At 56.7% G+C, this 20,417-nt stretch carries 15 protein-coding genes and 1 riboswitch; of the genes, 6 read left to right on the plus strand and 9 right to left on the minus strand.

Features of this window, described 5'->3' with window-relative positions; translation table 11 throughout:
- Positions 1-69: 69 nt before the first annotated feature.
- The 7 genes from ACAF76_RS17250 to ACAF76_RS17280 form a co-directional block, all read right to left on the minus strand.
- On the minus strand, positions 70-1,437 hold the full coding sequence (locus ACAF76_RS17250; RefSeq protein WP_400164710.1) for a sigma-54 interaction domain-containing protein: 1,368 nt from the start codon (positions 1,435-1,437) through the stop codon (positions 70-72).
- A gap of 155 nt (positions 1,438-1,592) precedes the next feature.
- Positions 1,593-3,059, minus strand: coding sequence for a proline--tRNA ligase (gene proS, locus ACAF76_RS17255; RefSeq protein ID WP_400164711.1), 1,467 nt, complete (start codon positions 3,057-3,059; stop codon positions 1,593-1,595).
- A 299-nt stretch (positions 3,060-3,358) separates the two neighbouring features.
- Positions 3,359-3,964: an ECF transporter S component gene (locus ACAF76_RS17260; protein ID WP_400164712.1), complete on the minus strand. Its 606-nt coding sequence runs from the start codon at positions 3,962-3,964 to the stop codon at positions 3,359-3,361.
- A gap of 227 nt (positions 3,965-4,191) precedes the next feature.
- Positions 4,192-4,342, minus strand: a riboswitch (FMN riboswitch).
- A 27-nt stretch (positions 4,343-4,369) separates the two neighbouring features.
- A complete protein-coding gene (locus ACAF76_RS17265) occupies positions 4,370-6,445 on the minus strand; it encodes a molybdopterin-dependent oxidoreductase (RefSeq protein ID WP_400164713.1) in 2,076 nt (691 codons plus the stop codon).
- Positions 6,446-6,566: 121 nt separating this feature from the next.
- Positions 6,567-7,373 (minus strand): ABC transporter permease, encoded by an 807-nt coding sequence (locus ACAF76_RS17270; protein ID WP_400164714.1) that lies wholly within the window; start codon positions 7,371-7,373, stop codon positions 6,567-6,569.
- Between the two features lie 3 nt (positions 7,374-7,376).
- Positions 7,377-8,171, minus strand: a complete 795-nt coding sequence (locus ACAF76_RS17275; RefSeq protein ID WP_400164715.1) for an ABC transporter permease — start codon at positions 8,169-8,171, stop codon at positions 7,377-7,379.
- Entirely contained in the window at positions 8,164-9,174 is a 1,011-nt protein-coding gene (locus ACAF76_RS17280) for an ATP-binding cassette domain-containing protein (RefSeq protein ID WP_400164716.1), read from the minus strand. The genes ACAF76_RS17275 and ACAF76_RS17280 overlap by 8 nt, the downstream gene beginning before the upstream one ends.
- Positions 9,175-9,332: 158 nt before the next feature.
- Between ACAF76_RS17280 and ACAF76_RS17285 the strand changes: the two genes are divergently transcribed.
- The 4 genes from ACAF76_RS17285 to ACAF76_RS17300 all read left to right on the plus strand — a co-directional run bounded on the left by ACAF76_RS17285 (position 9,333) and on the right by ACAF76_RS17300 (position 16,528).
- A complete protein-coding gene (locus ACAF76_RS17285; RefSeq protein ID WP_400164717.1) occupies positions 9,333-10,625 on the plus strand; it encodes a glutamate-1-semialdehyde 2,1-aminomutase in 1,293 nt (430 codons plus the stop codon).
- Positions 10,626-10,712: 87 nt separating this feature from the next.
- Positions 10,713-10,853 carry a hypothetical protein gene (locus tag ACAF76_RS17290; protein ID WP_400164718.1) on the plus strand — a complete coding sequence of 47 codons (141 nt, stop codon included), beginning with the start codon at positions 10,713-10,715 and terminating at the stop codon, positions 10,851-10,853.
- A gap of 241 nt (positions 10,854-11,094) precedes the next feature.
- Positions 11,095-15,621, plus strand: a complete 4,527-nt coding sequence (locus tag ACAF76_RS17295; RefSeq protein ID WP_400164758.1) for a glutamate synthase-related protein — start codon at positions 11,095-11,097, stop codon at positions 15,619-15,621.
- A gap of 226 nt (positions 15,622-15,847) precedes the next feature.
- Positions 15,848-16,528, plus strand: coding sequence for a zinc metallopeptidase (locus ACAF76_RS17300; RefSeq protein WP_400164759.1), 681 nt, complete (start codon positions 15,848-15,850; stop codon positions 16,526-16,528).
- A 95-nt stretch (positions 16,529-16,623) separates the two neighbouring features.
- On the opposite strand, the gene ACAF76_RS17305 is transcribed toward ACAF76_RS17300, so the two are convergent.
- A complete protein-coding gene (locus ACAF76_RS17305; protein WP_400164719.1) occupies positions 16,624-17,160 on the minus strand; it encodes a sugar O-acetyltransferase in 537 nt (178 codons plus the stop codon).
- Positions 17,161-17,362: 202 nt separating this feature from the next.
- Between ACAF76_RS17305 and ACAF76_RS17310 the strand changes: the two genes are divergently transcribed.
- Both ACAF76_RS17310 and ACAF76_RS17315 read left to right on the plus strand, forming a co-directional pair.
- On the plus strand, positions 17,363-18,184 hold the full coding sequence (locus ACAF76_RS17310) for a pyrroline-5-carboxylate reductase dimerization domain-containing protein (protein WP_400164720.1): 822 nt from the start codon (positions 17,363-17,365) through the stop codon (positions 18,182-18,184).
- 23 nt (positions 18,185-18,207) lie between these two features.
- Positions 18,208-19,065, plus strand: coding sequence for an NAD(P)-dependent oxidoreductase (locus tag ACAF76_RS17315; RefSeq protein WP_400164721.1), 858 nt, complete (start codon positions 18,208-18,210; stop codon positions 19,063-19,065).
- Between the two features lie 94 nt (positions 19,066-19,159).
- Here ACAF76_RS17315 and ACAF76_RS17320 read toward each other — a convergent pair whose 3' ends face one another.
- The gene (locus ACAF76_RS17320; RefSeq protein WP_400164722.1) at positions 19,160-20,374 is read right to left on the minus strand and encodes an MFS transporter; all 1,215 of its coding nucleotides are present in this window, start codon (positions 20,372-20,374) and stop codon (positions 19,160-19,162) included.
- Between the last annotated feature and the right edge of the window lie 43 nt (positions 20,375-20,417).

Consider the following 20,417-nt stretch of genomic DNA (forward strand, 5'->3'; position numbering starts at 1 on the left):
TTGGACTGCCATACTCAGTAGCAATCACCGTGCCAATCGGGATATTGCGGAAAATTCAGATATTCGTAGTCATGTTTGACTACCCTGTTTGCGAACGTAGGCGTTGATTTTGCGGTTGGCCGTCGACTGGCTGATGCCCAGATGCTTTGCCAACAGCACGCTGCTCGGGTACTTTTTGTACATCCGGGAAATAAATTCCCGCTCGATCGCTGTCATGTACTGGTGATAGCCGATTTCTTCCTCTCGTACCGCTTCGTTTCTGTCCTCCAGCAAATCCTGGGGCAAATCGATATACGGACCGTTTGCGGTAATCATCGCGTTTTCGATACAATTGCGCAGCTCCCGCACATTCCCCGGCCATTCCTGCTGTGTCAGCCAGTCGACAAAGCCCGGCGCAAGCTGCTTGTTGATCTTGTATTTCGCCTTGCACTCCTCGGTGATCTCGTAAATGAGCGGAACAATTTCATTGCGACGCTCGCGCAGCGGCGGGATCGTGAGCTTGATGACGTTGATCCGGTAGAACAGGTCTTTGCGAAATTTTTTCTCTTCCACCAGTTGTTCGAGATTTTGGTTTGTGGCGCAGATGATCCGGCAATGCAGCCTGATCTTGTCCGTTCCGCCTACGCGAGTGACAGTCTGGTTTTGCAGGACCGACAGCAGCTTTACCTGTAGATGCAATGGCAGTTCGGCGATTTCGTCGAGAAACAGCGTGCCGCGTCCGGCTGCTTCAAAATAACCGATTCTGCCACCCTTTTTCGCTCCGGTAAATGAGCCTTCCTCGTAGCCAAACAGTTCCGCTTCGATCAACGATTCCGGGATCGCCCCGCAGTTGACCTCGACAAACGGCTCACCCCTTCGCTCCGACATCTCGTGAATCATGTGCGCCAGACGGTTTTTGCCCACGCCCGATTCGCCTTCCAAAAGCAGCGTGACATCGAGGTCGGCCACCTTCGATACGACCTCCAGCACTTTTTTCATTTTGCCTTCGGGGAGAAACAGTCCCTGCACCTGCTTGGTCCGCAGCTCCTCGATCTCTTTCTGGTAGTGCAGTATCGTTTGGGCGACCTGGTCATTTCTTTTTTTCAACTGCTCCAGCTCCGTAATGTCGCGGGAAAAGCTGACCGTCCCAAGCAGACTTCCCGCCTCGTCAAAAACCGGAAAAGCGGATACGACGACCTGTCTGCCCGTCTTTGTTTGCTGCACGAGCGTCTGCCTTTTTCGCGTGGTGAGGACGAGCGCCGTGACCGATGGGCGGAGCACCCCCGCTTCCTCCAGGCGGTACACATTTTGTCCCAACAGGTCCTGAGCCTCGACACCGTACAGCTCGCCGCAGGAAGGGCTGACTTCCCGCACATTGCCACGATCGTCCGTAATAAAAATCTCGTCGAAGGTATGATCGATAATAAATCGCAACAGCAGCTCGGCATGTTCCCTCATCCGGCAACCCCCTTAGTCAGAAATGGGTAGCTATTAGTCAATTATGACTACATTGTAAGAGAATTGCGGAAAGAAGAACAGGGCAGATCGAAACAGAAAAAGCTGCTGAGCCAGATCGCAGCAGCTTTTTTGCGCTTCCTATTGAAACTGGCAGATCAATACGCCCGGGCAAACCAGACCGTATGCCTGGCCACTTCGCCGCAGGTGATGCATGTGTGCTTTTGCTGCGGCGGTTCAAACGGGATATTGCGCGAGGTAAACTTCGTCTCTTCCTTTACCTTCGCTTCGCAGGCGTCGTCGCCGCACCAGCCGGCGAGAACCCAGCCGCTCACCTTGTTGTCCTGCTCGCATGCGGCGACGTGGGCGACCAATTGCTCCAGCGTATCAATCTCCAGATGCGAGTTGGCTTCGCGGAACTCGACTGCGCGCTGGTACATATGCTGCTGAATGTCTGCCAGCAAATTCGTCACAGCCTCGACTGCTTCTGCCAATGGCACTGTCACCTTCTCTCCAGTGTCGCGGCGGGCCAAAATGACCTGACCGTTTTCCACATCGCGCGGACCGATCTCCAGCCGTACTGGCACCCCGCGCATTTCCCATTCGTTGAACTTCCAGCCTGGCGTCTCCTCGCGCAAATCGGCGCGGACGCGAACGCCTGCCGCCTTGAGCGCGTCAAACAACGGATCGAACGCAGCCATCACCTGTTCACGCAGCTTGAGCGGCCCGACAGGAATCATAATCACTTGTGTCGGTGCGACGCGCGGCGGGAAGGCAAGCCCCCTGTCGTCGCCATGCACCATGATCATCGCCCCGATCAGCCGCGTCGAGCTGCCCCAGGAGGTCGTATGGACGTACTTGAACTGGTTGTCGCGATCGAGGTACTTGATCTCGAAGCCGCGCGAGAAATTTTCTCCGAGGTAATGGGAGGTGCCAGCCTGGACTGCCTTGCCGTCCTTCATCATCGCTTCGATCGAATACGTATCGACAGCACCGGCAAACCGCTCGCTCGGCGTTTTTTGCCCCTTCCAGACCGGGATGGCCAGTTCCTGCTCTACCACGTCCCGGTAAATCTCCAGCATCTGCATCGTCTCTTCGCGCGCTTCCTCTTCCGTGGCGTGGGCGGTGTGTCCTTCCTGCCAGAGAAACTCGGAGGTGCGCAAAAACGGCATCGTCCGCTTCTCCCAGCGGAAGACGTTGGCCCACTGGTTGATCAGCACAGGCAGGTCGCGGTAGCTTTGGATCCACTGGCTGTACATATGCCCGATCATCGTCTCCGAAGTAGGACGCAGGGCCAGCTTTTCCTCCAATTGCTCGCCGCCCGCCTCCGTGACCCAGGGGAGCTCGGGGTTGAAGCCTTCGATATGCTCCTTTTCCTTCTGGAAAAACGATTCGGGAATGAGCATCGGGAAGTAGGCGTTGCGGTGGCCGGTCTCTTTGAAACGCTTGTCCATCGCGGCCTGAATCCGCTCCCACAGCTCATAGCCGTCCGGCTTGAACACGATGCACCCGCGCACAGGCGTGTAGTCCATCAGTTCCGCCTTCTTGATCGCATCGATATACCAGCGGGAAAAGTCCTCTGACTGCGGGGTGATCTCCTTTACAAATGATTTTTCCTGTTTCATCGACTGCTCATCTCCTTTGCTCTGCAAAATGCAAAAAATCCTCCATCCCACATAGGGACGGAGGATCAACTTCCGCGGTACCACCCTGATTAACCGCAACTGTCGCTGCGATTCACTCATTGTTCCCGGTAACGGCGGGCACCCGGCACGGCTCATCGCCGGCGGCTTCAGGATGGGGTACAGTCACGCCTGTGTATCGGCCTTGCAGACGGGGGCCGACTCTCTGGGACAAGGCTGTGTGGCTGCGGGTCCTGTCATTGCCTTTCTATCTGGCATCTTAGCAAGTCTTTTGCGCATTGTCAATTAATGGTTCGCGCCAGCAGACGGGGAGCCAGCTTGACGTACAGCGGATAGGCGACGGCCGCCATCAGCACACCTTTTACGATATTGAACGGGGCGATTCCGTACAGCACCAGTGACCAGACACTGCTTGCGCCGAAGCTGGCGAGCAACTGATCCAGCGGCATCTGGTACAGGGCAGCGTAGGCTGGCAGCAGGAACCAGGCGTTGAACAGTCCCATGATAGCAGTCATCAGCAACGTACCGGCAGCCAGGCCCAGTACAAAACCGGCTTTTCCTTTTCGCAAACGATGCATGATCACCGGAATCAGGATAAAGCTGCCCCCTGCTAGAGCGTTGGCAACCTCCCCGATAATCAGCCCGTCAGTATTTTTAAAGAGCATGTGCAATGCATTTTTCATCACTTCAATGATGACCCCTGCCGCCGGTCCGTAGATCAGCCCCCCGATCAAAGCCGGAAGCGTGCTGAAATCCAGCTTCAAAAAGGACGGCATCAACGGAATCGGAAACTCCAGGTACTGCAAGACAAAGCCGACTGCAGCGAGCATAGGAATCGTCACCAGGCGCTGGGTTGCGCGCGTCTGGTGCAAAGCTGTTTCTTTCATGTTTACCATCTCCTCATTTTGACTACTCCTTCTTGAGGAATGGCAACAGGTTACATTTTTTCACGTGAATGTTGCTTGCCAGACAAAAAAGCCCTGAGGAAAAAAGAATCCTCAGGGCTTTTGCGTTCACAGGCGTATGACAAAGACAGGGCTGGTTGTACACAGACTGCCCCCGTCGTGTTTGCCGGTTTGCATAAGCAAACAAGCACGTGTCAAAACGTACTGTCGTCATCCTTCTCCCATCCAGACTGTACTGTCGGCTCTGGAATCTCACCAGATCCTGCACTCCGTCGCATCGCTGCTCGGGAGGCTCGCGGGCTTGCCGTGTTTTCCACGGTCACCGCCGGTCGGGAATTTCACCCTGCCCCGAAGGAATGTGTAGTTGTATGCTTATTATACTGCGGTTCATTTTCCGTTGACAATAGCAGATTGCACTTGCCCTTTCTCTACGGCCACCCGCCCTGAGAAGAAGGTAGCCCCTCCGCCCATGTCGGCGACGCGATCCGGGGTAAGCGCATTGACGAAGTGGCGGGCTCCAGTGCCCGGCACGTCGGCCCACAGTCCCTGGGTGACGACGACGCCTGGCAGAACGCTGTCTCCTACCGTCGCCACAAGCTCACATTCTCCCCTGTCGTTGAACACCCGGACGAGATCGCCGTCCGCAATCCCTGCCGCCTGGGCATCCTGTTCATTCATGTACAGGCGCGGAACCTTCTCCATGCTGACATGCTTCTCGTTATTGGAAAACGTCGAGTTGAGGAAGTTGTGGTTCGGTCCGGGAATAAACAGGTACGGATAGCTGCTGTCTTCCGGCAAGGGCGTATACGTCGGCAGCGGCGGGTATCCGGCTGCTTCCATGCGGCTCGAATACAGCTCGATGCGTCCGCTCGGCGTCGGCAAATTTTCGATAAAAGGCGTCGTTACACGCGCTTTGGCAAAATGGTTCGCTGCCAGCGTCTCGTAGCTGATGTCCTGGATATACGGGTTTTGCGGATGATCAAGCGCCTGCCGGATCAGCTCTTCATCGCTGTCGGCAAACATCGGATCGGTGAAGCCCATCGCTTTTGCCAGCAGGCGGAACACCTCGACGTTCGACTTGCTCTCGCCGTACGGTGCAATCACCGGCTGCTGAAGCTGCATGTAGAGATGCCAGTAGGATGTGTACAAATCGGTGTTTTCAAAGGACGACGTAGCCGGCAGCACGATGTCTGCATATTGCGCCGTCTCGGTCGCAAACAAGTCGTGGACGACGGTGAACAAATCCTCGCGTGCCAGCCCGCTTCGCACCTTGTTTCCTTCCGGCGCGACGAGAGCGGGATTGCAGTTGTAGACGAACAGCGAGAGCACAGGCGGGTCCAGCTCTGTGAGCGCCTGGCCGAGCTGATTCATATTGATGCTGCGCGTCGCGGGATCGGCGAGCACATCCGGGCGCTGCAAGGCAGGCTTGTTGTACAGCAGGTACGCACTGTTGCCTTTGAGCGCTCCGCCGCCCTTGACCAGCCATTGGCCCGTAATCGCCGGCAGACAGGCGATCGTCCGGATGCACATCCCGCCGTTGTCGTGATGCTGCAGCCCGTTGCCGATGCGGATAAAGGAAGGAGACGTCTCCCCGTAGAGCCTCGCCAGCTTGACGATGTCCCCTGCGGGCACCCCGGTAATCGCCGATACTGTCGCCGGGTCGTAGGCGCGCACGTGCTCACGCAGCTTGTCATGCCCGACTGTGTACTTCTCCAGAAAAGCGGTATCCTCCATGCCCTCGGCAAACAAGACGTGCATCATGCCGAGCGCCAAAGCCGTATCGGTGCCCGGACGGATCGGGATAAACCAGTCGGCCCACTGCCCCGTACGGTTTTTGTGCACGTCGATGACGACGATTTTCGCCCCGTGTTTGCGGGCTTTTTCCGCCAGTACGACCTGATGCATGTTGGTGCTGATCGTGTTGATGCCCCACATGATATGCAGCTTCGCGTGGACCGTATCCTCCGGGTCCGTCCCCAGGGCAGCGCCCATCGTATAGCTGTAGCCGACACCGCCAGCCGAATTGCAGATCGTCCGCTCCAGGCGGCTCGCTCCCAGGCGGTGAAAAAAGCGCAAATCCATCGACTCGGCGTTCAGCCGTCCCATATTGCCGTAAAAGCTGTAGGGAAGGATGCTTTGCGGTCCTGCTTCGGCAATCAGCTCCTTCCATTTGGAAGCAATCGTCTCGATCGCCTCGTCCCAACTGATCGGCTCGAATTCCCCTTCGCCCTTTTTGCCGACTCGCTTGAGCGGATACTGGAGGCGCTGCGGGTCGTACAGCCGTGCCGGCATGTTGCGCACTTTGTTGCAAATGTTCCCCTGTGTCACCGGATGATTCGGATCGCCCTCTACCTTGACGATTTTTCCATCCTGCTTGTGTATAAGCAGTCCGCACTGGTCCGGACAATCCAGTGAACAGACAGACGAAAATACTCCATTTGGTTGCTCTGCGTACGATTTCATAAGCGGTCCACCTCTCACGAACGGTTGTCGGGACATGAATGATTAATAATTCCTATCTATTTAATATGAAATAGATTAAATGACCCTCGATGCTGATGTCAACGTAAAAAGAGCAGGATCATCACGATCCCGCTCCTCTGTATTTGCTGACGCCCCAGTTCCAGACCAAAATACCCAGGGTAAAGAAAATGACACCCATCAACGGAGTCAGTGCCGCGTAGCCATACCAGGTCTCCTTGCGCAGGAAGTACGCGGCGGGATAGACCCCGACGAACGCAAACGGCAGGATGTAGGTGAGGACAAAGCGGATCACTTTGTTGTACACATCGACCGGGTAGCGTCCGTACTGCTGGATGTTGTAAATCATCGGCGCAATCCCCGTCCGCGAGTCGGAGAAAAAGCTGATCGCGGAAATTGCCGTGTAGACCCCGCCGTAAATCAGAACCGCGCTGATCACCAAACCGATGAACAGAAACGGATCGTACCAGGTAAAGGTAAGATCAAGCTGAATCGCCGCGTAGCCCATGATGATCAGGCCCGTGATCACGCCGAATATGCGGTCCGGCGCGATCGACTCCAGACATACCTGGGCCAGGTTGTAGATCGGCCTGGTCAGGATGCGGTCCATCTCGCCGCGGATGATATATCGCTCGTTGAAGTCCCAAAAGCCGAAAAACATCGAGAACAGCGCGTACGGAATCAGGAAAAATCCGTAGATGAAAATGATTTCGTCCCTCGTCCAGTCATTCATCAGAGGAACGTGCTGAAACACGACGACAATAAAGACCAGATTGATCAATTCGGAGATCAGGTTGGAAGCGAGGTCTCCCAAAAAGTCCGCCCGGTAGGCCAGCCTCGTTTTAAAATACTGCCCCAAATAGGTGGCGAAAATCGTGATGATGTGCTTGGCATTTTGTATTGCTTGCATCTGTTACCCTCCTTGCACGACGAGCCGGTTGCGCGCCTTCCGCCAGAGCAGCGCGATTGGCACGAGAATCACCAGCACCCATACGCATTGCAGGCCGATCAGTTCCCAGGCGCGTCCCGGAGCGACCGCGCCGGTAAAAATCAGGCTGGGATAGTAGTTGATCGCCTGGAACGGCAGAAAGCCCATCGCCGTCTGCGCCCATCCCGGAAAAAAGCTGATCGGCAGCACCAGACCGGACATCAGGTCGATCACTACCCGTTTGGCCCGCATCATGCCGTCGTTGCGGAACAGGAAAAAGGTCAACAGGCCGGTAACCAGATTGATCTGCGTGTTGATCAAAAACGCGAAGCCGAGACTGATCAGATACAGCCCCCAGTCCGCGGCTGTCGCCGGAAAGTGAAACGGAATGACCAGACTGATCAAAAAGATGCCCGGGGCGGCAAAAAACAGCAGGCGGAAAATCCCTTCCCCGAAAGCCTGCGCCGTCTTCACCGACAAGTAGTTGTAGGGGCGGATCATCTCGATCGCCACCTTGCCCTCGCGTACATCCTGGGCGATTTCCGTGTCGATGTTGTTGAAGTAAAAGGCGCGGGACATCCAGGCGATCGCCACGTAGGCCGTCATCTGCTCGACGGACAACCCGCCCAGCTCCTGCCGCTCCCCGTAGATCGCCCCCCACAAAAAGTAGTAGGCGCCGATATTGATCCCGTAGATGATCACGCCGCTGTAGTAGTTGACCCGGTAGGCGAGCATCGTCAGGAAGCGCATGCGGATCAATTCTCTGTACAGTTTACCCATGGTTGGCCACCTCGGCGTCCTCCGAATAAATATTGCGGACGATATCCTCGGTGCTCGCCTCCACAATTTTCACGTCGCTTACTTCAAAGGTGGACATCACCGTAGAGAGCACAAATGGCAGCATCTCTTCGCTGCGCATCACTTTTACGCGCAAGGCGTAGTCATTCACCTGCTCGATCTCACACGGCATCTCGCCCAGCGCCTGGCGGACCTCCTCGGCGCGGGTGCGCTTTTTCATCTGGAAGGACACCTCTGTGCCATTGCCCCACTTGTCCTTCAGATCGGTCAGCAGCCCGTCGAAGATCAGCTTGCCTTTGTCCATCACCAGCACCCGTTTGCAGAGCGCTTCAATATCGGTCACATCGTGCGTAGTCAGCAAGATGGTCGTATGCTCCGTCTCATTCAAGCTGAGCAAAAACTCGCGGATTTTTTGCTTGACCAGTACGTCAAGTCCGACAGTCGGCTCGTCGAGAAACAACAGACGCGGCTTGTGTATCAACGAAGCCGCGATCTCACATCGCATCCGCTGGCCGAGACTCAGCTTGCGCACGGGCTGGTTGACGAACGGGCCGATGTCCAGCTCGTCGATCAAACGCTGCAGCCACTTTTCTCCCTCTTCGTCGTCGACCTTGTAGACGTTTTTCAGCAGCCGAAACGACTCCAGCGGGGACAAATCCCACCAAAGCTGCGAGCGCTGTCCGAAAACGACACCGATGGAGCGTACGTACTCCTCCCGCTGCTTGTAGGGAACGTAGCCGTTGATCACGATTTCGCCTGCGCTCGGGGTGAGAATCCCGGTCAGCATCTTGATCGTCGTCGATTTCCCCGCTCCGTTTTCCCCGATCAGCGCGAACATCTCTCCCTCCGCGACGGAAAACGAAAGTCCGTCAACCGCTTTTACACTCTTGTACTCGCGGCTGAACAGGTCGCGAAAAGCTCCGCCAAGACCTGCTCTGGCCTGGTGGATTCGAAATTCCTTTTGCAATTGCTGTACCTGTATCATCGAATGGAATACCTTCCTTTTCTTTCTCTTCTTTAGATCCGCCATCTGTTAGTGTAAATGAGGGCACTCATTTGTGCAAAAGGCAAACTGCCAAAAAAACAGTTTTGGTGTGGTAAGATAATGAAGGACTTTTTGTACAGAAAAGGGGAATCCATATTATGAAGCGTGAACAATCTGCCCGCATCCACGAGCAGGCAATGGACGTTATTTTAGGCGGCGTGAACAGCCCTTCCCGCTCTTTCAAGGCAGTCGGCGGCGGAGCACCGGTCACGATGGAGCGAGCCCAGGGCGCCTATTTTTGGGACGTCGACGGCAACCGGTACATCGACTACCTGGCGGCCTATGGTCCGATCATCACCGGACATGCCCATCCTCATGTGACCCAGGCGATCGTGGAAGCGGCGCAAAACGGGACACTGTACGGCACACCTACCCCGTGGGAAGTGAAATACGCGACGATGATCCGCGAAGCGATCCCGTCGATGGAACGCATCCGCTTCAACAACTCCGGCACGGAGGCGGTGATGACCTGCATCCGCGTCGCCCGCGCCTATACCGGACGGGTAAAAGTGGTAAAATTCGCCGGATGCTACCACGGTCACTCCGACCTCGTCCTCGTTGCAGCCGGCTCCGGTCCGTCCACGCTGGGTATTCCCGACAGCGCGGGCATTCCGCAAAGCATCGCCAACGAAGTGATTACCGTCCCGTTCAACGACGTCGATGCGTTCGCTGAAGCGATGCGCGTCTGGGGGGCGGAAACAGCCTGCGTGCTGGTCGAGCCGATCGTCGGCAACTTCGGGATCGTCGAGCCAAAGCCAGGCTTTCTCCAAGAGGTAAATCGCCTGGCCCACGAAGCGGGCGCACTGGTCGTCTACGACGAAGTCATTACTGCGTTTCGCTTCTGCTACGGCGGCGCGCAAAACCTGCTCGGCGTCGAGCCTGACCTGACCGCATTGGGCAAAGTCATCGGCGGAGGACTGCCGATCGGCGCTTATGGCGGACGCCGCGAGATCATGGAGCAGGTGGCACCGCTCGGCCCTGCCTACCAGGCGGGCACGATGGCCGGAAACCCCGCCTCGATCCGCGCCGGTATCGCCTGCCTGGAGGTGCTCCGGGAGCCAGGCGTCTACGAAGAGTTCGAACGCTTGGGCAGCATGCTCGGCGAAGGCATTCGCCAGGCGGCGGACAAGCACGGCGTCCCGGTCCAGATCAACCGGGTAAAAGGCGCCCTGGCTGTCTATTTCACCGACCAGCCCGTGTACGATTACGATACGGCGCAGCAGGCTGACGGCGAGCTGTTCGCCCGCTTCTTCCGCCTGCTGCTCGACGAAGGCATCTGCATCGCACCGTCCAAGTACGAAGCCTGGTTCGTCACAACGGCGCACACCGAAGCCGACATCCAGGAGACGATCGCTGCCGTCGACCGCTGCTTTGCCGCTCTCAACGGCTGATCGAAAGAGGAAGGATTTTGCCTGCGCGTCAAATACCCGCGTTGGACATACTACAGATGTTCGGATAGCCAACAAGGGGGGATTTTGATGTCAAAAGGCGGCAACATCTACCCGCAAGCGCCGGAAAAGACCCTGGACTCGAAGATGAGCTCCAAAATGCTGGAGGTAGTCGGGTTCCAGCACCCGCGCAAAACCGAACATCACAAAACCGAGAAACACGATCGCTAGGCAGCACACAGACGCCTCCCATGGGTACATTCCTGGGAGGCGTCGATTTTTGATGCTGAAAATCCTGAGTTTTTGTCGATAAAATTAATTTTTTGAAAATTAAAACGCTTTCATCTGCCAAATGCTTTCCAGCTTTATTGTACGAAACCGATGTTCGTGTTATTCTAGGATTCAAATCCTTTTTTAGAAGTTTCAGAATTGTTTATAGGAGGTGGATGGTCAGGTTACACTGACCGAAATCATGCTAAACAGAGAGAAAAAAGAAACCATCGAAACATTCCAGAACTACCAGCGAATCGAACACGATAGCTGTGGCATCATCTGCATCATCGAAAAAGCTGGTGTGCCCACGCGGACCAATCTGGATGAGACCATCCGCTCCCTGATCCAAATGGAACACCGCTCCGGGTTTATCGACGGCGAAGGAGACGGCTGTGGCGTGCTTACCGACATTCCCCGCGCCCTGTGGTCCCATTACCTCCAACAGGCCGGACTGGACGGCGCGCTCGTCAATGACAGCCGCTTTGCCGTAGCTCACCTGTTCGTTCCCCGGACCGGACATGACGCCAAAGACGTGCAGGAACAGATTCGTTCCCTGTTTGCCAAGGAGGGCGTCTCCATTTTGCTGGAGCGCGAAAATTGCGTGAATTCCTCCGTCCTCGGCAAAAACGGAAAACGCGACGAGCCGATCTTCTGGCAGCTCGCTGTATTCGCCCCCGAAGGTTTGACCGGTGCTGCGTACGCCAGCCGCCTGTTTGATATTCACACGGCAATCGAGGCAGCCCATCACGTACACGTCGCCTCCTTGAGTCCGGTGACGACGTCGTACAAGGTCATGGGCGCAGCGAATATTTTGCCGCTCTATTTCCATGATTTGGCTGATCCGCAATTCCTCTCGTCCGTGACGATCGGCCACAACCGCTACTCGACCAATACGCTGTCCAACTTCTTCCGCGTCCAGCCGTTCTCCCTCTTGGGCCACAACGGCGAGATCAACACGATCAGCAAGCTGGAAGAAGAAGCGCTGATGCTGGGCGTGCCGCTTGTCGACGGCGGCAGCGACTCGCAAAACGTGAACCGGACGATCGAAACCTTCATCCATCGTCATGGGCTGAGCCTGTTCGAAGCGATGGAAGTGGTCTTCCCGCCGATTCACCACGAAATGAAAAACCTGCCGCAGCACCTGCAAGATTTGTACGTATACTTGCGCCAGGCGTGGGGTCATTTTGCCCAAGGTCCTGCGGGGATCGTCTCGCGCTACGCCGACGAGTGCGTATTCAGCGTCGACGCTCTCGGCCTGCGTCCGCTGTGGATGGTGGAGAGCGCGACTTCCCTGTACTTCTCCTCGGAGCAAGGAGTCATCACCGCGCAAAACATGGTGAGCGAACCGAAGCCGCTCGCTCCTGGCGAAAAGGTCGGGGTGGTGCTGCGTCCGGGACAGCAGGTGGAGATCGTCCCTCACCATCAGTTGCAGCAGGCTGTCTACGATCGCTTTGCGGGCAAAGTCCATTTGCAGGATGACCACAAGCATCTGCACTACAGCTACGATCTGGAAATCCTGACGGCCGAGCCGGATGCGGACACGCCGACCTCTTCGGTGTACAGCGCGTTTGGCTGGGACCGCGAGCAGATCCAGCTCATCGAGCAGATGGCTTCCAACGGTGTGGAGCCAATCCGTTCGCTCGGACATGACGGCCCGCTCGGAGCGCTTTCCAGAGAGCGCCAAAACCTGGCTGACTTCATAAAAGAAAGCGTCGCCGTCGTCACCAACCCGGCAATCGACCGCGACCGCGAGATGGAGCATTTCTCCACCCGCGTTTTCATCGGTTCCCGCGTGCCGCTCGCAGGCGAAAAAAGCGGCTTGAGCATGGAGCTGCCTTCCCCGCTGCTGATGGAAGGGCAATCGCTGCAAGCAGAAGCGAAAAAGCATGGCACGTACACGCTGGAGCAGGTCGTTCACTACTTTAACAACCATCCGCGCAGCATCGCTATCCTGTCCACCTCCTTTACGGAAGAAAAGGGCATCCAGGCGGGGCTCAAAGATTTGCAGGATGCAGCTCTCGCCGCTGTGCAAAACGGCGCGCTGCTGTTGATCCTCGACGACACGGACACGCACCAGGACGGCAAGCTCTGGTTTGACCCGCTGCTCGCTGTAGCCGCTGTCGATCAAGGTTTGAAGGCGGCGAGCGACGAGCAGGGCATCAGCCTGCGCCGCAAAGCCAGCATCATCTTGCGTTCCGGTGCGGTGCGCTCGCTGCACGACCTCGCTTTGTGCATCGGCTCTGGTGCTGATGCCGTTTCGGCCTACCTGATGTTCGCGACAGCGACTGCCAAGGATGGAGCCGTCTCTGCGGGCAATCTGTACGCAGCGCTGAACAAAGGACTGGAAAAAGTAACGTCGACGATCGGTATTCACGAGCTGCGCGGCTACGGCAAGCTGTTCTCCGCTATCGGGCTGCGCCAGGATGTGGCCGATGCGCTCGGCATCGTCAACTTCTGCGGTTCGGAGCAAGCAGGACTGTCCTTCGACGACCTGCAGGCAGACAGTGTGCGCCGCGCCGAGGATTACAAAAATGAATCTGCGCGCGAAGCGAAGACATTCCATATCTTCCCGCGCCTGTGGAAAGCAATCGGGCAGTTGGCTGCGGGCGACATCCCGTATTCCGACTACGACCTGAAAATTTCCGAAAACGAGCGCGAGAATCCGATCGCGATCCGCCACGTCGCCGACTTCGCCTTCGACAAGGCAAGCGAAAAAGTCGCTCCCGAGAACGTGGACATCAGCGTCGGCGAACACTCCCTGCCGTTTTTGATCTCTTCCATGTCGTTTGGTTCGCAAAACGAAACGGCATTCCGCGCCTATCCGGAAGCGGCTGACCAGCTCAACATGATCTGCATGAACGGGGAAGGCGGAGAAATCAAGGATATGCTCGGCCGCTACCGCAAAACGCGGGGCATCCAGGTAGCCTCTGGCCGCTTCGGAATCAACGTCGAACTGGCCAATGCTGCCTACCTGCTGGAAATCAAGATCGGGCAAGGGGCAAAACCGGGCGAGGGCGGTCATCTTCCTGGCTCCAAAGTGACGGAAAAAATCGCCGCTGCACGTAACGCCACGGTAGGATCGGACCTGATCTCGCCGTCCAATAACCACGACATTTACTCGATTGAAGATTTGGCACAGATGATTACCGAGCTGAAAACCGCCAACGACAAGGCAAAGGTTTGCGTCAAGGTGCCAATCGTACCGAACATCGGAACGATCGCAGTCGGGATCGCCAAAGCAGGAGCCGACTACATCACGCTCTCCGGCTTTGACGGCGGTACTGGTGCGGCGCGTGTCCACGCCTTGCAGCACGTCGGATTGCCTGCGGAAATCGGCGTCAAAGCGGCGCACAACGCGCTGCTCGAAGCAGGACTGCGCGATCGCGTGGAGCTGTGGGCGGACGGCGGCGTGAAAAGCGCAGCGGACGTCGTCAAACTGATGTTGTTGGGCGCCAACCGCATCGGCTTCGCTACACTGGCGATGATCGCAGTCGGCTGCACCACTTGCCGCGGCTGCCACCTGGACACATGCCATGTCGGGATCGCCACCCAGATCGACTCGATGGAAGAAGCCCATGAAAAGGGCCTGCGCCGCTTCGTGCCGCGTCAATTCGATCTGGCCGTCTCGGGACTGAAAACATTCTTTACGACGTTTGGCGACGAGGTGCGCCGCATCACCGGCGAGCTCGGATTTACCCGCACGCAGGATCTGGTCGGACGTTCCGACCTGCTCGTCCAGGCGCGCATGCTGGAAAAAATCGACCTGACCTCTCTGCTCACGGTGCATCCGCTTTACAAGGCTCCAGCCGCTACAGCGGTAGAGGCGGAGGAAAAAGTGCTGGTGGCAGCAGGCTCAGTCAGCACGGCAGAGCAATCCCGCTACTACAGCCCTGATCGTCCGATCAAGGAGACCTTTACCAGCATCTTGTCGGATGAGCGCGTCCTCGGCAGCCGCTGGGCAGGAGCGCGCGTGGAAAACCATCTGGACGGCAGCTACAACTCCTTGCCGGAAGTATCGCTCGACTTCGTGGCAGGCAGCGTGCCAGGCAACGGCCTTGCCGCCTACAACGTGGCAGGCGTGAATATCCGCGTGCAGGGCGGTGCCCAGGACGGCGTCGGCAAAACCAGCTACGGCGGCCGCGTCTCCATCCTGAAAGCAAAAGGCGTACACGGGGAGTACATCAACGGCTCCGTGGGCAAGAGCTTCTGCTACGGTGCGCAAAAAGGCCTGTTCATTGTACAGGGCAATGCCGACTCCCGCGCCTGCATTCGCCTCTCCGGGGCAGACGTCGTCTTCGGCGGCGAAATTGCCGAGCCGATCAACGATGAACTCGGCGGCATCGGCGCACGCGCCAACCTGAAAGGATTCGCCTTTGAGTACATGACAAACGGCCGCGCTGTCGTCTTGGGTGATCCGGGTCCGTGGATTTGCGCGGGGATGACCGGCGGTGTCGTCTACGTCAAGCTGACGCCGGAAATGGGCTTTGACCGGGCTGCGCTCGAACGCCGGATCGCCAAAGGCGCGAAAGTGTCCCTCTACAATCTGGATGAAGCCGGAAAACGGGATGTTGCGGAACTGCTCGGCGCCTACAAGGAAGAATTGCTCGCCACCGAACAGTACGAGACCGCAAGCCGCGTCCAGACATGGATCGATGAGGCAGCTTCGCACTTCATCGTGATCTCGCCAACCAAAGAACAGGCTGATCCGTCTGTATCGACTGAGTAACGAAACATTTGTGTCAATTTTGGTACACTCTTCCCCACCGCATGGGGAAGAGTGTTTTTTTGCATATATAAGCCGTCGATAATATTGTCAACGCAAGCGCAAAGATAGTACAATAAAAACAGGCTGAAACCACAAGCCAGCCTTTTCGTAAACAGTAATGTGGGTCAAACTATAACCTATGGAACAAGCAAGATGCTGACATACATGAAAGGAGCGATTTCTCGTGATTTTATTTCACCCGATGGACTTTCTGATTTTTATCGCTTTTGGTCTTTCTATTTGGGCTCAATTCCGGGTTAAGGGAACCTTCAAAAAGTTTGCGGAGGTGCCTGCATCTTCTGGCATGACCGGTGCCGAAGCAGCTCGTCGCATGCTCGACGCAAACGGCCTGACCAATGTTCCTGTCGAACACATCCCGGGTACGCTGACAGACCACTACGATCCGACTGCTCGCGTCGTCCGCCTGTCTGATCCGGTCTACTTCGGCAACTCGATTGCATCGCTGTCTGTCGCCTGCCATGAGGTCGGCCACGCGATCCAGCACAAAGTTTCCTATCCGATGCTGGTAGCCCGCCACCGCATGTTCCCGGTCGTCAACCTGGTGTCCGGCTCTGCCCCATTCCTGCTGCTGGGCGGCCTGCTGTTCCAATGGTCGGGACTGCTGCTTCTGGGGATTATCTTCTTCTCCGGTGCCGTGGCGTTCCAGCTGGTCACGCTGCCTGTCGAGTTCAACGCCAGCAGCCGTGCAAAAGACCTGATGATCAAAATGGGCTTTATCCGCAACGACGAGGAAAGCGGTGCCAGCAAGGTGCTTGGCGCAGCAGCCCTCACCTATGTAGCTGCGGCTCTGATCTCCGTCCTGGAGCTGATCAAGTACATTATGATCTTCCGCGGCTCCGACGAATAAGCAATTCCGCTGCTTGATTGACAAAAGCGCGGCAGGCGAACCTTAGACGAGGTCCTCGACTGCCGCGTTTTTTCGTGCGTATAAAAGTCATCTGTTTATATCGTTTTTATCGGTTTGGCAGGATTGCCTGCTACGATCGTATTTGCCGGAACGTCCTTGGTCACGACTGAACCGGCTGCAACAATGGAATTGTCTCCGATCGTGACTCCGGGCAAGATAACGCAGCTGCCGCCAATCCAGACGTCATTTCCGATGATGATCGGGATGGCAAAGCCGCTCTTGTACCTGTCCTTCGGTTCGATGGCATGGCCCGCCGTATAGATCCCGACATTTGGACCGATCATGCAATTGTGGCCAATCCGTACCTCTGCCATATCCAGAATCGTGCAGTTGTACCCGGCGTAGAAATTGTCGCCAACGTGAATATTGTAGCCCAGATCGCAATGAAAATTATGCTCGACAGAAGGGTTCTCGCCTACGGTGCCAAACAGCTCCCTGATTATCTCGACTCGCTTCCTGGAATCCTCGGCTGCGCTGTTGTTGAATGCCTGCACGAGCCTATACACACGCTGCGCCTTCATTCTCAGCTCTTCCGTTCCACGTTCGTATACGACCTTTGTTTTTTCGCTCATACATAGTCCCCCCCTCTTGGCTCATGCCTCGGATCGGCATGGTTTTTACATATTTTTCTTATTCGGCACTATCCGCTTCCTCTCCTTGCTGTCTACAATAACGAAACCAAGCCTGGCAATTTCGAGAAAAAGCGATTCGGCTTTACCAGGAAGCATGTGCTTTTTTTGTGAACTGCGCTACAATAGGACAGGGGTGTTTACCATGAATATCGGAATAATCGGATTAGGAAATATGGGGCAAATGCTCGTTGCCGCCTTGTGCAAAAGCGGCACGGTGGAGCCCGAGCAGTTGGTCGTCTACAACCGCACCCGGCAAAAAGCCGAGCAATTGCAAGCGCGATACCCGTTTGCAATCGCCGAGTCGGCCCAAGATGTGCTCAATCGTACGGAGCTTGCGTTCGTCTGCACCAAGCCGCTGGATGTACTGCCGCTGCTGCGTTCGCTGGACATTCCCGCAAGCACGCATCTCGTCTCTGTGGCAGCCGGAGTCAGCGTCGCTGATCTGGAGAAGGTACATACAGGTGCAGCAAGCAAAGTCATCCCGACGGTAACTTCGCAGGAGCTGCGCGGCGTCTCTCTCTACACCTGCGGCAGCAGACTGACCGAGGTGCAGCGGGAGCAGTTTCTCGCGCTGCTCGGCTCCATCGGCCAGGCAGAAGCAGTAGACGAAGCACAGATCGAGACGGCGACGATTTTGACCAGCAGCGCCCCTGGTCTATTGGCTGGAATCATGGAGGCATTTGCCCAGGCTGCTGTGCGCAAGACGCCGGCACTTTCGGTCGAGCAAGCCCGCAGCATGCTCGTCGAGACTATGCTCGGCACGGCTACGCTGTTGCAGAAGGAACAGCTCGGCTTTGACCAGTTGATCGAGCGGGTGGCGACCAAAGGCGGGATCACGGAAGAAGGGCTTCGCGTCCTGGACAAGAGTCTGCCCGGTGCGTTTGACGAGCTGTTTGCGATGACGGAAGCAAAACACGCAGCGCTGAAAGAACGCGTACAGCAGGAATCATCACCACAAGCATGATGACAGAAAAGGAGAATGTACCAATGAAAATCGGATGGATTGGTCTGGGCAACATGGGTATCCCGATGGCGGGCAACCTGCTTGCTGCAGGCTATGATGTATACGTATGGAACCGCACCGCGGAAAAGACGGCACCCCTCGTCGCCCAGGGCGCAACACGGACAGAAACGCTCGCGCAACTGGTCGCGACATGCGATGTGCTGTTTACGATGGTAAGCGACGATGAAGCGGTCAAAGCAGTTTACGGCGGTCCCGAAGGAATCCTCGCCTGCCCGGGAGCAGACGGCAAGCTGGCGATCGACATGAGCACTGTCTCTCCTGCTACCTCGCGCTGGATCGCAGAGCGCTGCCAGCAGGCGGGCGTGCGCTTTCTCGACGCTCCTGTCTCCGGCAGTGTCGGTCCGGCAAAGGAAGGCACACTCGTAATCATGGTAGGCGGCGAGCCAGGCGATTACACACAAGCCAAGCCGCTGCTGGAGCACCTGGGAAAAATCTCCCTGCACCTCGGAGCCAATGGAGCAGGCACTTCTGCCAAACTGGCGATCAACCTGCTGCTCGGCATTACCGTGCAGGGCGTGGCGGAAACGCTCCTGTTCGCCCGTTCGCTCGGAATCGAGAGCGAGCAGATGCTGAAAATCATTTCCGAAAGTGCGGTCGGAACACCGCTGATCCGTGGAAAAGCTACCTCCATCCTGGCGGACGACTACCCGGCGGCATTTGCCCTGAAGCATATGGCCAAAGACTTGCGGCTGGCCCGCGAAGCCGGCGTCTCCACTCCGCTTGCCGAGTCGGTCGATGCCAGCTATCGCCACGCACTGCATGAGGGGCTGGGCGAACTGGATCTGATGGCGATTATTCGGCATCTGGAGCAAAAGTCATAAAGCGCAAGCAGCGCAAAAAAAGAGGCAATCCCAAGCGTCAGTTGACGCGGGAATGCCTCTTTCTTCTTTTTCGTCCGCACTTCCCATGCGAGTTTTATGCCCCCGCTTCTTCCTGCTGCCTGTTGCGCTTGTAGAAAAAGCTGTAGTACACCCAGGCGGCATTGAGAAACAGGAAGGCACTGGTCATCATAAAGACAGCATTGATGCTGATATAGCCCGCAACGAAACCGCCGATGATCGGACCAAACAGGCTGCCCATGCTGACAAAGCTGTTGTTGTAGCCGTAGACGCGGCTGACCATATGCACCGGAGTCGCCCGGCGCAGCAGCGCGTTGACCGACGGGAGCAATCCCCCGAGCGACAATCCGAGCAAGAAACGCAGCAGCAAGAGCTGCCAGACAGCCCCGACCAGCCCTTGCGGAATAAACAGCACGGCGGCGAAGAGCAGACAGACGAGCAACACTTTTTGCGAACCGTAGCGGTCTCCCAACCGTCCCAGGCGCGGTGCCGCGAATACGTTGGCAATCCCCATCCCTGCCTGGACGATCCCCGCCCACAGCGCCACGCGATTTTCCGAGCCGAGTAGCTGCAAGATGTAAATCGGCAGCACCGGGAAGATGCTGAACAGCGCAAACTGGATCATCACGGTGACGAAAAACAGCGTCGGCAGTTCCTTGGAGGAAAAGATCATGCGGAAGTCTTCCCGCAAGCTGGAGCGCTCTGTCTTTTCCGGCGGCGTAAATTTCTCATGCACCGTAAACGCGATCACAATCGTCACCAGCAGCAGCAGACCGCCCGTGACGAAAAAAATCTTGCGGTAGCCAATCGAATCGGCCAACAATCCGCCAAACAACGGCCCCATGATCGAGCCGGCGGTTATAAAAGACTGGAGCATCCCTTGTGCCCAGCCGATTTTTTCCTTGGGTACCGAGGAGGCAACCAGCGCGGTACTGGCTGGTACAATCCCTCCGATCAGGCCGTTTAGCAGCCGCAGCCCGAGCAGCTGCCACAGGTTGCCGGCCAATCCGGTCAACGCCATCGTAATCGACATGAAAAAGCCGGAACGCAAGATCATAATCTTGCGTCCATGCTTGTCGGCCAGGTTGCCCCAGATCGGCGACACCAAGCCGGCGGTTAAAAAGTTGGCGCCAAAGACGATGCCTGCCCAGGTCGTCACCTTGGCCGGATCATCAATGCCAAAATCCTCGTGGATAAAGAGCGGCAAGAAGGGCATGATCATGCTCATGGCTACCATTGCCACGAACAAACTCCCGCACAGTACGTATAAATTGCGTCGCCATGTTTCCAACGGCATCTCCTCCCATCCGCTGCACGACGGGCCCCTCGCAATC

This window comes from Brevibacillus sp. TJ4 (assembly GCF_044627595.2).
Classification (GTDB): Bacteria; Bacillota; Bacilli; order Brevibacillales; family Brevibacillaceae; genus Brevibacillus.